This window comes from Micromonospora sp. WMMD1076, from assembly GCF_029581475.1.
GTDB lineage: Bacteria > Actinomycetota > Actinomycetes > Mycobacteriales > Micromonosporaceae > Micromonospora > Micromonospora aurantiaca.
The window spans coordinates 4,346,548-4,360,031 of the sequence record NZ_CP120862.1; the positions used below are offsets into that span (position 1 = coordinate 4,346,548).

Genomic DNA, 13,484 nt, shown 5'->3' on the forward strand with positions numbered 1-13,484 from the left:
TCACACCCCCATCTCGGCCTCGTACGCCCGCCGGTACCGGCGACGGGCGGCCGGGGCGAGGCACACGTGCCAGGCCTGTCCCTCGTCGACCACGTTCACCTCACCGGCGTCCTGGCGGGCCAGCAGCAGCCCGGCGAGCGCCGGGCGGGCGCCGAAGCGGTCGAACCACTCCAGTTCGACGTCGGCGGCCCAGCCGAGGCAGTGCCCGCTGGGCACCATCGCGGCGTACCCGAGGCGGCGCAGCCGGTACTGGTGCTCCGCGCTGCGGGCCAGGCTGGTCACCCAGAGCGGCGGCGTGCCGTCCGGCGCGACGGCCGTGAACTCCCGGGCCAGGTCGTTGAGGAAGGCGATCATCTCGCGGCGGGCCCGGCGGAACAGCAGCCCGGCGGTACGCGGGGTGGCGTCCGGGCGCAGCCGTCGCCGCACCGCCCGCAGCCCGCGTCCCACCACAGTGGCGGGCTGTTCCTGGTAGCGGAACTCGATCAGGCCGCGGCGGCGCAGCCACTCCAGGTCGACCAGTTCGGTGCTGGTGCGGACCTGGTCGTCGGTGAGGAACGTCGGGCTGTCCCGCCACCAGAGCACGTCGACGCGGGAGAGCAGGTAGATCCGGACCAGCGCGGTGAGGTCCTGCGCCGAGCTGCGCGTGTTGGGCTGGTAGCGGGCCATCTCCAGCAGCAGCGTCTCCCGGGCGCCGATCAGTCCCTGCGGCGTGGCGTCGAGGACGGCGGCGACGGCCGGTTCGCGCAGCCGCTGGTCGAGCAGCACCTGGCGGGCGGTGGTGGACGGCGCGTCGGCGAGCGCACCCACCTCGACCAGGAGTTCCGCCACCGCCGCCCGGTACGCGGACAGGTCCGGCTCGGCACCGGCACGCCGGCCGCCGGCGGGCACCCGCCGGACGGGAGCGGTGGACGTGACGGCGGGACCGGGCTGGCGACCGGGGCTGCGGCTGGGCACTCGCATGGTCTCCGTCCCCTCTCGGTCAGGACACGGCGTGATTGGGCCTGCACACACCGTAATGAGCCGGGAGGGCGGCAATCGCCCCATCTCCCCCGATGTGCCCGATCAGGTGGCGGACGACGGCACCAGCGCCTGCACCTCCTCGTACGTGGGCGGTGCCGGCAGGCCCGCGTCGCGCCCGGCGCCGATCGCGTCGGTCAGGTGCAGCGCCGCGCCGAGGGCCGCCCGGAACAGCAGCGAACCGGTGCTGACCCGGGCCACCCCGAGCCGTCCGAGGGCGGCCAGGTCCGGGCCGCCCGGCCGGTACAGCACGTTGAGCGGCAACCCGGCCTCGGCGGCGAGCACGCCGACCAGGTCGTCGGGCGCGCCCGGCACGAACAGCCCGTCGGCGCCGGCGACCCGGAACAGCGCCGCCCGCCGCCGCGCCTCGTCCAGCGGCGACGGCACCCCCAGCCACCAGGCGTCGGTGCGGGCGTTGACGAAGATCTGCGGTACGGCGGCGCGGACCGCCGCGATCACGGCGGCGACGTGCTCCGCCGGGGCCAGGCGCCCGTCCGGGCGGCCGTCCTCCAGGTTCACGCCGACCACGCCGAGCGCGGCCAGCTCGCCGACGAAGCGCGCCACCTCCGCCGGGTCGTCGTGGAAGCCGTCCTCGACGTCCACAGTCAGCAGCGCCGGCAGGCTCCGCAGCCGGTACGCCAGCGCCAGCGTCTCGGCGCGGGTGGCGCGGACCGCGTCCGGCCGCCCGGCGGCCGCCGCCACGCCCAGGCTGGTGGTGCCGATCGCCTGATGGCCCCGGGCGGCGAGCGCCGCGGCGGAGGCGTGGTCCCAGGCGTTCGGCAGCAGCAGCGGGTCGCCGAGCCGGTGCAGCTCCCGGAACGCGCGGTACCTGCCGGTCATCGCCGGCTCCCCTCGATCAGCGTGCCGGAGGCGTGGCGCAGGACGTCGACCACGCCTGTCGCCAGGGCGAGCGCGTGCCGCTCCCCCGGGCAGCCGCGGGGACCGGCGCCGAAGGTCAGCGCCATGCCCGCCGGGTCGGCCCGGAACCGGTCCGGGTCCGCGATGACGGCCGGGTCGCGGTTCGCGGCGTCGAATCGCAGCACCAGCCGGTCCCCCGCCCGCACCCCCTGGCCGCCCAGGTTCAGCGCGCACGTGGCGACCCGGCGGGTGGCCCGTACCGGCGGGTCCAGCCGCAGCACCTCGGCGAGCAGCGTGGCCGTGGCGAGCCCGTCCGGCACGGCGCGTCCGTGCCGGACGGCGGCGTCGATCAGCCCGGCGGTGGCGTCGGCGGCCTGCACGAGCAGGCCGAGGCGGTTCGCGGTGACCTCCGCAGGCGCCGGCGGCGACAGGGCGAGCAGCGCCGCCACCGCCCGGTCCGCCCGCCGGGTCGCCGCCGCGTCGGCGCCCGGATGGTAGGCGGCGGCCACCGCCGAGACCTCCGTGGCGGCCGCCGCCGGGTCGGCCAGGCCGAGCCGCTCGGCGAGCACCAGCAGGGGTACGCGCCGAGCCCGGGTCACGCTCTCCTCGCTCGACGAGCCGAGGATCCGTTCGGTCAGCCGTGCGGCGGCGAGACGCAGTTCCCGGGGGTCGAGTGCGTCGAGTGCCGCCACCCCGACGGCTTGCCGCGCGGCGTGCCGGTCCGGCGGGCTGAACCGGCTCACCGAGGCGCGCAGCCAGGCCACGCTGCCCTCCGGTCCGTCCGCGACGGGCGGCACCACGCAGCGGCTGTCGGTCAGGGCGGCGAGGACGTCCGCGTGCCGGGTCACCACCCAGCCGTCGTCGCCGAGGGCCGGGGGTCCGCAGGGCGGGGTACCCGGGGCAGCAGTGATCGTCGGTAGTCGCATCGCCCGACCGTAGGGCGCGAACGGTTCGGTCCGGACCGAACGATCCGCGCGGGCGCGGCCGGTCCGGGTCAGGCGCGCGCCGGGCCGGTGTCGCGGGAGGCGGGCGGGGCCAGCAGCGCCGGGTCGACGGCGAGCGTCCCGGCCAGCGCGACCCGCCCGGTGGCGGTGAGCCGTACCGCCCGGCCGGTACCCCGCGCGGTCCAGCCGAGGTCGAGGAAGCGCCCGCACAGCGCCGCCCCGACCGCGCCGGCCAGGTGCGGGCGCCGTTCGGTCCAGTCCAGGCAGTCGCGGACGAGGGGTCGCCGGGTCGCGCGCAGCGGTTCGACAGGTACGCCGAGACCGGCCAGCCAGGTCACGCCGGTGCCGGTCAGCGCCAGGCCGCCGGTGCGGTCGAGCACGCCACGGTCGAGCAGGGCGTCGTGCAGGAGCACGCCGAGCCGCCCGGCCAAATGGTCGTAGCAGGTGCGGGCGTACGCCAGGGCGGCGCCGGCCGACGCGGCGCGCAACGTGCGGGGCGGGGTCGCCGGTGCGGGCGCCCGCGCGGCCAGATCCTCGACGAGCTGGGCGACGCCCGGGTCGGCGAGGCGGACGTACCGGTGGCGGCCCTGCCGCTGCTCGACGAGCACACCACCGGCGACCAGCCGGGTGAGGTGGTCGCTCGCGGTGGACGCGGCCACCCCGGCGGCGCGGGCCAGTTCCCCGGCGGTCCAGGCGCGGCCGTCGAGCAGGGCGAGGCAGAATCCGGCCCGGGTGGGGTCGGCGAGCAGCGCGGCGAACCCGGCGAGTCCGCGGCCGTCGGCACCGGTGGTCATCGGCCCATGCTGACACGGGCACGGTTCGGGCCGCGCCGAACGGTCTCGGGGTTCGTCACACCACCGCGTACGTCGACGACGACCGGCTCGCCCACCGGGTCGACCCGGCCAACGGCGAGCACGAGTTCCGGGCCGGGTCCAGCCGGGCCGGGAAGCACCGGACGTGGGGCGCGGTGTGGACGTTCCCGGCGGACCCGACGCCCCGGCTCAGCCGCCGGAACGAGGGCTGGCGGTGGTCAGCTCGCTGACCGTGCGGGTGTCGCCGTCGTAGCTACGCGCGCCCACGAACGACCCGGCCGGCGGGTGTCCCCCGGCGACCGCCCGGGCGCGGCGCCGGTCCGCAGCGCCGAACCGCAGCGCCAGGCTCAGGTGCGGCACCCACCGGCCGGGCAGGTGCCACGAGTGCCCACCGGACGCCTCGGCGAGCACGTCCCAGACCGCGCCGTGCAGCGCGACGAGCTGCGGAGTCGGGCGGACCAGCCACACCAGCGGCGCGCTGCCGTCGAGCACCGCCACCCGGCCCAGCCGCACCGGCAGCGGCAGCGCCGCGTCGCAGAGGTCGGCCAGGCGCTGCTCGGCGCCGGGCGGGAACTCCTCGACCGAGGCGAGCGTCAGGTGCGGCCGGTTCGTCGGGTGCGTGTTGCGGGCCAGGCTGGGCAGCCCGGCGGCGGCGAGCCGGTCCCAGGCAGCGCGAACCGCCGCTTCCAGCTCGGGCGAGCAGAGCAGTTCGACCGTCCGCACGTGATCAGGCTAGTCGGCGTCAGCCGCCCGCGACGCCCCGTACGTCAGAGCCAGCCGGCCTCGCGCGCCCGCCGTACCGCCTCCGCCCGGTCGGCGGCACCGAGCTTCTGCACGCAGGCGCTGAGATGGTTACGGACCGTTCCGGCGGCCAGATGGGTCCGCCGGGCGATCACCGCGACCGGGGTGCCCAGCTCGGCCAGTCGCAGCGTCTCCAGCTCACGCGGCGTCAGCGGGCACTCGGGCAGCGTCAGCGCGTCGGCCGCCAGCGCGGGGTCGACGTAGCGGTCGCCGGAGTGCACCCGGCGGATCACGTCGGCCAGCGCGCCGCCGGGAGCGCCTTTGGCGAGGAACCCGCGTACCCCGGCGGTGAGCGCGGGCCGGAGCTGGGCGGGCCGGCCGTGTCCGGTGAGGATCACCGGGGCGCAGCCGGGCAGCGCCCGGGTCAGCTCGGCGGCGACCTCGACGCCTCCGGGCGGCGGCATCTCCAGGTCGAGCACGGCGACGTCCGGACGGTGCGCCAGCGCCGCCTCCAGGGCCGTCCGCCCGTCACTCGCGTGCGCCACCACCTCGATGTCCGGCTCCAGGTCGAGCAGCGCGGCGACCGCGAGCCGGATCAGCTCCTCGTCGTCGGCCAGCAGCACCCGGATCACGGCGTCACCGGCACTGTCGCCACCAGGCTGAACACCCCGTCGTCGGCGTCCGCCCGGACCCGTCCGCCGGCCGGGGCGAGCCGGTCGGCCAGGCCGCGCAGGCCGCCGCTGAGCCCGTCCGGGCCGTCGCCGTCACGGACGCCGTCGTTGCGTACGGTCAGGGTCACCGCTGTGTCCTCCCGGGTGATCTCGATCCGGCACCAGCCGGCGCGGCTGTGCCGCAGCACGTTCGTCCCGGCCTCGCGCAGCACGGCGGCCAGGTCGGCGGCGACCTGCTCGGGTACCTCTCCGGACGGGGGGACCACAGTGGTGCGCACCCCGCTGGAGCGCAGCACCTCCCCCACCGCTGCGGCCTGTTCGGCCAGGTCGACGGCGCGGTAGCCGTGCACCGCCGCGCGTACCCGGGTCAGCGCCGAGCCGGCGAGCCGCCGGGCCTCCGCCGCCTCCCCGGCGGCCCGGGCGGCGTCGACCGGCGCCAGCCGCTCGGCCAGCTCCGCCTTGAGCGCGATCACTGTGAGGTCGTGGCCGAGCAGGTCGTGCACGTCCCGGGCGAAACGCAGCCGTTCCTCGGCCGCGGCGAGCCGGACCAGGGCGGCCTGCCCCTGCCGGGCCTCGACCAGCAGGTCCCAGAACCAGACCTGGATCCAGGTGAGCGCGGCGATCCCGGCGCCCACCGCGCCGGTGACCAGCAGCGCCCGGGCCGGCGACCCACCGGTCAGCCCGGTGACGGCGGCGGACGCCGCGAGCACGCCGACCGCCGCCACCGCCGCGACGGCGGGCCGGAACAGCAGCGGCGTCATGCCGACCAGAGACGCGCCGAGCCAGGCCCAGGTGGGCCAGGAGCCGGCCGCGACCGGGCCGAGCAGCGGCAGGCTGAGCAGCGCCGCCACCGCCAGCGCGACGTGGCGGCGACGGCGAGCCGGTACGGGCAGCCACGGGGTGACCGCCGCGTGCAGCACCGCGACCTGGGCGACGGCGAATCCGAGCAGCGCGGCGGCGCCGAGCGCGACGCGTACCGGATCGGGCTCGCGGGCCAGGCCGACGACGGGCAGCAGCACCGTGGTCCACACGTTCGTGGTCAGCGACAGCAAAGTGACCCGCCGGGCCCGGCGCAGCCGGTGATCAGCGGAATCGACGCTCATGCCCGCCGATCCTAGGGCGTGGACCGGCCCGCCCACCTGCCGGAGATGTCACGGCCGGCCCGTGCGGAACGCACGGTTTCCCCGTGACGGACACGCCTGGTCCGGTGCGCCGGACGGCAGCAGGCTCGGGGCATGACGGAGATGACTGTGGGCGTACCCCGGCGGTGGACCGGGTGGACGCGGACCCGGCACCTGGCCGGGATGTTCGTGGCGATGGTGGCCGGGATGGTGCTGCTCGGGCCGCTGTGGCGGGTGGGCGGCGGCCTGCTCGGCGGCGCGGCCGTGCTGGCGCGGCCGGACGTGGGCGCGCTGGTGATGGCGACGAACATGGCGCTGGGCATGACCGCCTGGATGTGGTACCGGGGGGACGGCTGGGCCGCCACCGCGGAGATGTCGGCGGCCATGTACGTGCCGTTCCTGCTGCTGCTCCCGCCCTGGTGGTCGGGGTGGGTCGGGGACGACACGCTGCTGCTCGGCGGTCACCTGCTGATGGTGCCGGCGATGCTGCTGGTGGCGCTGCGGCACCGGCACGCCGCGGTCGCGCCGCGCCGGCACCCGCTCGCCGCGGCGGTGGCGCGGGGGTGGCCGGCCGGACTGGGGCTGCTCATGACTGTGGACATGTGGTTCGCGCCCACCGTCTTCGAACCGTGGACGCTGCTGGTCCTGCCCGCCGGCTACCTGCTGCTCGGCACCTGGCGGCGGCAGTGGGGCGACCGAGGCGCGCTGGCCGCGCAGCTCGCCGGGGCGGTCGTCTGGGGCGGCCTGGCGGTCGTGGCGATGGTCGCCTCCGCCGACGTCGCCGGCGTGCTGGTGGGCGTGGGCTGGCTCGTGCACGCCGCCTGGGACGGCTGGTACCACCGCACCGGCACAGTGGTGCCGCGCGGGTACGCGCTGTGGTGCGCGGTGTTCGACGTCGGTGTGGGCCTCACCACGTTGCTGGCCGTCCTGTCCCGGTGATCCGGCGGGGGCACGGGGCCACGCCGGATCACCCGGACGGGACGGCACGCAGGTGTCGCGGCGACCGTTTGCCCCGGTCGCCGCGACCACCGCGCGGCGGTGATGAAAAGCTTGTCGCATGAGCGCCGCACCGACCCCGACCGACCCCGCCCTTCCCGCCGACCCCGAGGACGGCATCGCCTTCGCCGATCTCGGGCTGCGCACCGAGTTGCTGGGCGCGCTGTCCGCGCTCGGTTACGAGGAACCGACGCCGATCCAGCGGGAGGCCATCCCCCCGTTGCTGGCCGGGCAGGATCTCCTGGGCCAGGCGGCGACCGGTACGGGCAAGACCGCCGCGTTCGCGCTGCCGCTGTTGCAGCGGATGCCGGTGGGGCGGGCCGAGGGCGACCCGGTGTCGCTGGTGCTGGTGCCGACGCGGGAGCTGGCCGTGCAGGTCTCCGAGGCGTTCCACCGCTACGGCAAGGACCTGGGCGCCCGGGTGCTGCCGATCTACGGCGGGCAGCCGATCGGCCGGCAGTTGCGCGCGCTCGACCACGGGGTGGACGTGGTGGTGGCGACGCCGGGCCGGGCCCTGGACCACATCGCCCGGGGCACGCTGCGGCTGGGCGCGCTGAGCACTGTGGTGCTGGACGAGGCGGACGAGATGCTCGACATGGGCTTCGCCGAGGACATCGAGGCGATCCTGGAGCACGCCCCGGCCGGCCGGCAGACGGTGCTGTTCTCGGCCACCATGCCGGCCCGGATCGACGGGCTGGCCCGGCAGCACCTGACCGACCCGGTCCGCATCCGGATCGAGCGGGAGCGGCCGGTCGCCGGGGAGGCGCCCCGGGTGCGGCAGAGCGCGTACATCGTGGCCCGGGCGCACAAGCCGGCCGCGCTGGGCCGGGTGCTGGACGTGGAGTCGCCCACCGCGGCGATCGTGTTCTGCCGCAGCCGGGAGGAGGTGGACCGGCTCACCGAGACGATGAACGGCCGGGGCTACCGGGCCGAGGCGCTGCACGGCGGGATGAGCCAGGAGCAGCGGGACCGGGTGATGGGCCGGCTGCGCGCCGGCACTGCGGACCTGCTGGTCGCCACCGACGTGGCCGCCCGGGGGCTGGACGTCGAGCAGCTCACCCACGTGGTCAACTACGACGTCCCGTCCGCCCCGGAGTCGTACGTGCACCGGATCGGGCGGGTCGGCCGGGCCGGGCGGGAGGGTGTGGCGATCACGCTCGCCGAGCCGCGTGAGCACCGGATGCTCAAGACCATCGAGCGGGTCACCGGGCAGCGGATCGCCATCGACAAGATCCCCACGGTGGCGGACATGCGCACCCGCCGGCTGGAGCTGACCCAGGGCGCGCTGCGGGAGAGCCTGCTGGAGGACGACCTCGACCCGTACCGGGCGATCGTGGAGTCGCTCACCGACGAGTTCGACCTGGTCGAGGTGGCGCTGGCGGCGGTGAAGCTGGCGCACGAGGCGACGTCGCCGGGCTCGGACGACGAGGAGGAGATCCCGCAGGTTCCGGTCCGGGGTCCGCGCGAGGGCCGCCCGGAGGCCGGCGGGCGGGGTGAGCGCCGGGGCCCGGCGCGCCCGCGTACCGGCGGCACCACCCAGGTCTTCATCGGTCTGGGCCGCCGGGCCGGGGTACGGCCGCAGGACCTGGTGGGCGCGATCACCGGGGAGACCCGGGTCAGTGGCCGGGACATCGGCTCGATCGAGATCGCCGACCGGTTCTCGCTGGTCGAGGTGCCGCAGGGGGTCGCCGACGAGATCATCGCGGGCCTGCGCGGCACCACCATCAAGGGCCGCAGGGCGACGGTACGCCGGGACCGGGACGGCGACGGGCCGGGCGAGCGCCGCGACCGGGGCTACGAGCGGCGCGACCGCCGCTGACCCCGGCGCGACCGGCGGGCGGACACGACGTCGCCCCGGCCACCGTGCGTACGGTGGCCGGGGCGACGGTCGTCAGGCCGCGGCGAGCGCCGGGCCGTCCAGCGACTCCGTGCCGATCTCGGCCGGGCGCAGCGCCAGTGCGAGCACGTCCGCCACGTCGGACAGGGTGTGCACGGTCAGCGCCTCCCGCACCTCGGCCGGCAGGTCGTCCAGGTCCGGCTCGTTGCGCTTCGGGATGATCACCTCGGTGAGGCCGGCCCGGTGCGCGGCGAGCAGCTTCTGCTTCACGCCGCCGATCGGGAGCACCCGGCCGGAGAGCGTCACCTCACCGGTCATCCCGAACTCGGGCCGGACCGGCCGCCCGGTCACCAGGGACGCCAGCGCGGTCACCATGGTGATGCCGGCGCTCGGGCCGTCCTTGGGCACCGCGCCCGCCGGGACATGCAGGTGGATCCGCCGCCCGGCCAGCGCGTTCGGGTCCAGCCCGTAGCGCCGTCCGTTCGACCGCAGGTACGACCACGCGATGTGCGCGGACTCCTTCATCACGTCGCCGAGCTGGCCGGTGAGTGTCAGCCCCGGATCGCCCTCCATCGTGGTGGCCTCGATGAACAGCACGTCGCCACCGGCGCCGGTGACGGCCAAGCCGGTCGCCACGCCGGGTACTGCGGTGCGTTCGGCCGACTCCGGGGTGAACTTCGGCCGGCCCAGGTAGCGGGCCAGGTTGCCGGCGTCGACGTGCACCGGCGCGGAGTCCGCGGCGAGCGCGACGGCGACCTTGCGCAGGATCTTGGCGAGGGCGCGTTCGAGCTGCCGGACGCCGGCCTCCCGGGTGTACTCGCCAGCGATCAGCGCCAGCGCCTCGTCGGCGACTGTGACCTCGTCGGTGGTCAGCCCGGCCCGCTCCCGCTGCCGGGGCAGCAGGTGGTCCCGGGCGATGGCGACCTTCTCGTCCTCGGTGTAGCCGTCCAGCGCGACCAGCTCCATCCGGTCCAGCAGCGGGCCGGGGATCGCCTCGACCACGTTGGCGGTGGCCAGGAACAGCACGTCGGACAGGTCGAGGTCGACCTCCAGGTAGTGGTCGCGGAACGTGTGGTTCTGCGCCGGATCGAGCACCTCCAGCAGGGCCGCCGCCGGGTCACCGGAGTAGCCGGCGGCCAGCTTGTCGACCTCGTCGAGCAGCACGACCGGGTTCATCGAGCCGGCCTCGCGCAGCGCCCGCACGATCCGGCCGGGCAGCGCGCCCACGTAGGTGCGCCGGTGACCGCGGATCTCCGCCTCGTCCCGGACACCGCCGAGGGAGACGCGGACGAAGTTGCGGCCCAGCGCCCGGGCGACCGACTCGCCGAGGCTGGTCTTGCCGACACCGGGCGGGCCGGCCAGGGCCAGCACCGCGCCGGAGCCGCGTCCGCCGACGACGCCGAGGTTGCGCTCCGCGCGCCGGTTGCGCACCGCGAGGTACTCCAGGATGCGGTCCTTCACGTCGGCCAGGCCGGCGTGGTCGGCGTCGAGCACGGCCCGGGCCGCGGCCAGGTCCGTGTCGTCCTGGGTACGCGTGTTCCACGGCATCTCCAGGACGGTGTCCAGCCAGGTACGGATCCAGCCCGCCTCGGGTGAGGCGTCACTGGCCCGCTCCAGCTTGCCGACCTCGCGCAGCGCCGCCTCGCGGACCTTCTCCGGCAGGTCGGCGGACTCGACCCGGGATCGGTAGCCGGCGGAGCCGTCCGGCTCGTCCTCACCCAGTTCCTTGCGGATCGCGGCGAGCTGCTGGCGGAGCAGGAACTCCCGCTGGGACTTCTCCAGCCCCTCCCGGACGTCGCTGGTGATCTGCTCGGTGACCTCCTGCTCGGCGAGGTGTTCCCTCACCCAGCCGACGAGGAGTTCCAGCCGGGCGGTGACGTCCGGCGCGGCGAGCAGTTCGGTCTTCTGCGTCAGGCTGAGCCAGGGCGCGTAGCCGGCCGAGTCGGCCAGCTCGGACAGGTCGGTCATCCGCTCCATCGCGTCGATCACCTGCCAGGCGCCGCGCTGCTGCAGCACCGAGGTCATGAGCGCGCGGTACTCGCGGGCGAGTTCCCGGGCACGGCCCGCCGGTGCGGGTTCGTCGAGTTCGGTCGCCTCGACCCAGAGCGCGGCGCCGGGACCGGGCACGCCGGAGCCGATGCGGGCACGGGTGAGACCGCGGACGACCGCCGCCGGTTCGCCGCTGGGCAGCCGGCCCACCTTCTCGATCGTGGCGACCACGCCGACGGAGCCGTACTCGCCGTCGAGGCGGGGTACGGCCAGGAGTTCCTCGTCGCCGGTGGCGCGGGCCGCGTCGACGGCGGCCTGGGTGGTCGGGTCGAGGGTCACCGGAACGACCATCCCGGGCAGCAGGACGGCGTCGGTCAGTGGGAGTACCGGAAGAGTTGCCATCGAACACCTGCCATCACGTTGGTTGAGCGTGTATGGCTCAAGTAACAAAACGTGTCCCTTGTTCCGGGTTGTGACCCACGCCACTGCCGAGCGCCCCGTTCCGGCGCTCCGCGCCCAATGGCGGCACCGTTTACCGCGACCCGCCGAATGGAAACAGCCGGCTATTGTTGCGGGATTACCGCGCGGTAGGTCAAACTCTTAGCCACACCCCGCCCGACACAGGGAGTAATGGCGATGGCAAGGAAAGTAATCACCGTTCTGACCGACGACCTCGACGGCGGAAAGGCCGATCGGACCGTCGAGTTCAGCCTGGACGGCGTGGCGTACACGATCGACGTCTCCGACGAGAACGCGGGCGTCCTGCGCAAGGCCCTGGATCCGTACATCAGCGCTGGCAGGCGAATCGGCCGGGGAGCGACCGAGGTCACCCGCGGTGCCCGCCGCACCACCCGGCCGAGCACCTCGGGAATGGACCGCGAGCAGAACCGCGCCATCCGGGAATGGGCCGCCAAGAACGGGTTCGAGATTTCCGAGCGCGGGCGCATCCCGGTGTCGGTGGTCGAGGCGTACAAGAACCGCTGACCGCCACCGGTTCACCGTCGGGCATCCCGGGGTCACGCTGAGAAATCGGCGCGGCCCCGATCGGCTTTCTACGGTCGGCGCTTTTCATCCGGCCGGATACCGCCGGCACAAAATTTCTTCCGGGAGCACCTCCCACAGTGCCCGTACGCGGAAACGGCAGCGGCCGCCCGGAGGAGTCCCCCGGACGGCCGCTGCCGTTCGCCCGCTCAGTTGACCCGGATGCGCACCACGTCGATGGCGGGGGTCTGGTTGGCCCGCTCCATCATCGGGATGCGGTGCGAGCCGTCGCCGGCCCAGACCGCGCACTGCGCCACGCCCGACTGCGCCAGGCCCGGAATCTGGATCAGCACGTCGTCCGGCTGGTTGCCGCCCCGCCCGTCCTCGGTGGCCACGAAGAAGGCCGGCACGTCCTGCGGGTTCGGGGGCTGCCGGGTGCTGCCGAGCATCCGGCAGGCGGTGTGGAAGTGGCCGCGTACCAGGCCCTCGCCGTTGAGCAGCGAGCTCTCCAGGTAGTAGCCGCCCTGGCCGGCGGCGAGGAAGCGGTCCCGCACCAGGTTCTTGGTGGTGACCCGGAGCGTGAACGGCTGGTTGCGCCGCACCTGGTTCGGGAACTGCGTGATCAGCAGCGACGGGTTGTTCGCCGCGGCGCCCACCTCACCGAACGCGGTGCTCACGCACCGGTTGCCGTTCTGGAAGCCGTCGTGGGCCTGGAGCTGGCTGCCGGAGCAGTCCTTGGCGAGCACGTTCAGGCCGTTGCCGCCGCCGTTGTTCTGACCACCGCCGCCGTTGTTCCCGCCGCCGTTGTTCCCGCCGTTCTGGCCCCCGTTGTTGTTGCCGCCGTTCTGGCCCCCGTTCTGAGGGGTGTCGGTCAGCGCGCACTGGGCGAGCTGGTCCAGGCCCTGCGGGCGCTGGGCGACCCGGCCGATGGCGGTGGCGATCCGGTTGAGCACCGCGGTCCGCTTGTCCGCGAGCGGACGCAGGATCGCGTTGTCGATGAAGTCGCCGCCGTTGCGGCCGTCGGCCGCGAGCCGCCGGTTCGCCTCGGCGATCTGGGTCTGCAGCAACGCCAGGTTGCGGTCCACCTCGGCGCGGGCCCGGTCGGGCACCTGCGGCAGCCGGCCACGGACGTCCGGGCAGGCCACGGTCGGGGTGCCGGCGCCGGCGCCGCCCGCGTTGGTCTGCTGGCACTCGGCCGGCGACATCTGCCCGTCGCCCCAGTGGTTGCGGACCCAGCGGCCGTTCTGCCACGTACGGGTGGCGCTGCCCTGGCCGTCCGGGGCGGTCGCCCCGGGGCTCGCGGGCACGCAGGACGCCGAGGCGGCGCGGGTGGTCGTCCGCCGGTCCTGGGCGGACGAGATCTGGGTGACGGCGACGATGCCGCCGAAGACCGCGAGCGTGCCGACAACCGCCAGCATCCGCTTGCTCCGCGCGTTACCGGATGACCGGCGCGCCCGTGTGGACCTGCGCATCGAATTGCTCTCCTTCACGATCCGGTAGTTGACTGGTGATCCCGG

At 75.3% G+C, this 13,484-nt stretch carries 12 protein-coding genes; 3 read left to right on the forward strand and 9 right to left on the reverse strand.

Annotated elements, in window-relative coordinates; translation table 11 throughout:
* From O7622_RS20700 to O7622_RS20730, 7 genes are all read right to left on the reverse strand, one after another.
* Positions 1-960 (reverse strand): hypothetical protein, encoded by a 960-nt coding sequence (locus O7622_RS20700; RefSeq protein ID WP_282309823.1) that lies wholly within the window; start codon positions 958-960, stop codon positions 1-3.
* Positions 961-1,062: 102 nt separating this feature from the next.
* The gene (locus O7622_RS20705; protein WP_282309824.1) at positions 1,063-1,857 is read right to left on the reverse strand and encodes an isocitrate lyase/phosphoenolpyruvate mutase family protein; all 795 of its coding nucleotides are present in this window, start codon (positions 1,855-1,857) and stop codon (positions 1,063-1,065) included.
* Positions 1,854-2,801, reverse strand: a complete 948-nt coding sequence (locus O7622_RS20710; protein ID WP_282309825.1) for a cytochrome P450 — start codon at positions 2,799-2,801, stop codon at positions 1,854-1,856. The genes O7622_RS20705 and O7622_RS20710 overlap by 4 nt, the downstream gene beginning before the upstream one ends.
* Positions 2,802-2,869: 68 nt before the next feature.
* Positions 2,870-3,613: a winged helix-turn-helix domain-containing protein gene (locus O7622_RS20715; RefSeq protein WP_282309826.1), complete on the reverse strand. Its 744-nt coding sequence runs from the start codon at positions 3,611-3,613 to the stop codon at positions 2,870-2,872.
* Between the two features lie 207 nt (positions 3,614-3,820).
* The gene (locus O7622_RS20720; protein ID WP_282309827.1) at positions 3,821-4,354 is read right to left on the reverse strand and encodes a 2'-5' RNA ligase family protein; all 534 of its coding nucleotides are present in this window, start codon (positions 4,352-4,354) and stop codon (positions 3,821-3,823) included.
* A 44-nt stretch (positions 4,355-4,398) separates the two neighbouring features.
* On the reverse strand, positions 4,399-5,004 hold the full coding sequence (locus tag O7622_RS20725) for a response regulator transcription factor (RefSeq protein ID WP_282309828.1): 606 nt from the start codon (positions 5,002-5,004) through the stop codon (positions 4,399-4,401).
* Positions 5,001-6,146, reverse strand: coding sequence for a histidine kinase (locus O7622_RS20730; protein ID WP_282309829.1), 1,146 nt, complete (start codon positions 6,144-6,146; stop codon positions 5,001-5,003). Before O7622_RS20730 ends, O7622_RS20725 begins: the two co-directional genes overlap by 4 nt.
* 132 nt (positions 6,147-6,278) lie before the next feature.
* Between O7622_RS20730 and O7622_RS20735 the strand changes: the two genes are divergently transcribed.
* Positions 6,279-7,103, forward strand: a complete 825-nt coding sequence (locus tag O7622_RS20735; protein WP_282309830.1) for a hypothetical protein — start codon at positions 6,279-6,281, stop codon at positions 7,101-7,103.
* 118 nt (positions 7,104-7,221) lie between these two features.
* Entirely contained in the window at positions 7,222-8,979 is a 1,758-nt protein-coding gene (locus tag O7622_RS20740) for a DEAD/DEAH box helicase (protein WP_282309831.1), read from the forward strand.
* Positions 8,980-9,051: 72 nt separating this feature from the next.
* On the opposite strand, the gene lon is transcribed toward O7622_RS20740, so the two are convergent.
* Positions 9,052-11,388, reverse strand: a complete 2,337-nt coding sequence (lon, locus tag O7622_RS20745) for an endopeptidase La (RefSeq protein ID WP_282309833.1) — start codon at positions 11,386-11,388, stop codon at positions 9,052-9,054.
* Between the two features lie 234 nt (positions 11,389-11,622).
* Here lon and O7622_RS20750 point away from each other — a divergent pair, with 234 nt between their 5' ends.
* On the forward strand, positions 11,623-11,970 hold the full coding sequence (locus O7622_RS20750) for an Lsr2 family protein (protein ID WP_252449146.1): 348 nt from the start codon (positions 11,623-11,625) through the stop codon (positions 11,968-11,970).
* Positions 11,971-12,176: 206 nt separating this feature from the next.
* Here O7622_RS20750 and O7622_RS20755 read toward each other — a convergent pair whose 3' ends face one another.
* Positions 12,177-13,385, reverse strand: a complete 1,209-nt coding sequence (locus O7622_RS20755) for a hypothetical protein (RefSeq protein WP_282309834.1) — start codon at positions 13,383-13,385, stop codon at positions 12,177-12,179.
* Positions 13,386-13,484: the final 99 nt, after the last annotated feature.

Bases quoted from the DNA above. Each gene is read 5' to 3' on its own strand.
- O7622_RS20700 (WP_282309823.1), bottom strand. From the start codon at position 960: ATGCGAGTGCCCAGCCGCAGCCCCGGTCGCCAGCCCGGTCCCGCCGTC.
- O7622_RS20705 (WP_282309824.1), bottom strand. From the start codon at position 1,857: ATGACCGGCAGGTACCGCGCGTTCCGGGAGCTGCACCGGCTCGGCGAC.
- O7622_RS20710 (WP_282309825.1), bottom strand. From the start codon at position 2,801: ATGCGACTACCGACGATCACTGCTGCCCCGGGTACCCCGCCCTGCGGA.
- O7622_RS20715 (WP_282309826.1), bottom strand. From the start codon at position 3,613: ATGACCACCGGTGCCGACGGCCGCGGACTCGCCGGGTTCGCCGCGCTG.
- O7622_RS20730 (WP_282309829.1), bottom strand. From the start codon at position 6,146: ATGAGCGTCGATTCCGCTGATCACCGGCTGCGCCGGGCCCGGCGGGTC.
- O7622_RS20735 (WP_282309830.1), top strand. From the start codon at position 6,279: ATGACGGAGATGACTGTGGGCGTACCCCGGCGGTGGACCGGGTGGACG.
- O7622_RS20740 (WP_282309831.1), top strand. From the start codon at position 7,222: ATGAGCGCCGCACCGACCCCGACCGACCCCGCCCTTCCCGCCGACCCC.
- lon (WP_282309833.1), bottom strand. From the start codon at position 11,388: ATGGCAACTCTTCCGGTACTCCCACTGACCGACGCCGTCCTGCTGCCC.
- O7622_RS20750 (WP_252449146.1), top strand. From the start codon at position 11,623: ATGGCAAGGAAAGTAATCACCGTTCTGACCGACGACCTCGACGGCGGA.
- O7622_RS20755 (WP_282309834.1), bottom strand. From the start codon at position 13,385: ATGCTGGCGGTTGTCGGCACGCTCGCGGTCTTCGGCGGCATCGTCGCC.